Origin of the sequence: Paraburkholderia sp. A1RI-2L (assembly GCF_048957375.1) — a bacterium.
Lineage (GTDB): Bacteria > Pseudomonadota > Gammaproteobacteria > Burkholderiales > Burkholderiaceae > Paraburkholderia.
Map to the genome: position 1 here is coordinate 1 of NZ_JARBTA010000019.1, position 712 is coordinate 712.

Genomic DNA, 712 nt, shown 5'->3' on the forward strand with positions numbered 1-712 from the left:
CAAGCCCAATGGCCGAGCACAGCACAGCCTTCATCTTGCCCCGCTTTTCCGCGGCGATGATGGCCGGCACCATCAGGACGAACGAGACGCCCATCACCGGCAGATAAATTTTCCAGTGTGACGCCACAGGCAGGCCCGCGTCCACGAGCAGGCGCGGCACGACGAGAAAAAGCGCGGTCTGCGTGGCATGCAGCACGAGCACGCCGAAGTTCAGGCGCAGCAGTTCCACGTTGCGCAGGACTTCGGCGAACGGCGCGCGCACATGCACGGGTTTGGGCGCATCGGGCACGATCCACAGCACGACGCCCACGGCGAGAATCGAGAACACGCCCACGAGGGCGAACAGGCCGCTCATGCCGACCCAGTGGAACACGATGGGCGCGCCCACGATCGCCACCGCGAAGGACATGCCGATCGAGCCGCCCACCATCGCCATGGCCTTGGTGCGGTGCTCCTCGGAAGTGAGGTCGGCGATGAACGCGAGCACCGCCGAGGAAATCGCCCCCATGCCCTGAATCACCCGCCCGACGATGATCCACGTGATGTCGTGCGCGAAAGCCGCCACGAAGCTGCCGAGGGCAAAGATCACGAGGCCGATGACGATCACCGGCTTGCGGCCCATCTTGTCCGAAAGCCAGCCATAAAAGATATACAGGAGCGATTGCGTGACACCGTAGGCCCCGAGCGCAATGCCGACGAGCAGCACGTTGTC

At 64.3% G+C, this 712-nt stretch carries 1 protein-coding gene; it reads right to left on the reverse strand.

Annotated elements, in window-relative coordinates; all coding sequences use genetic code 11:
* On the reverse strand, nt 1-712 hold a 712-nt coding region (locus PWP93_RS37315), incomplete at both ends, for an MFS transporter (protein WP_421048410.1).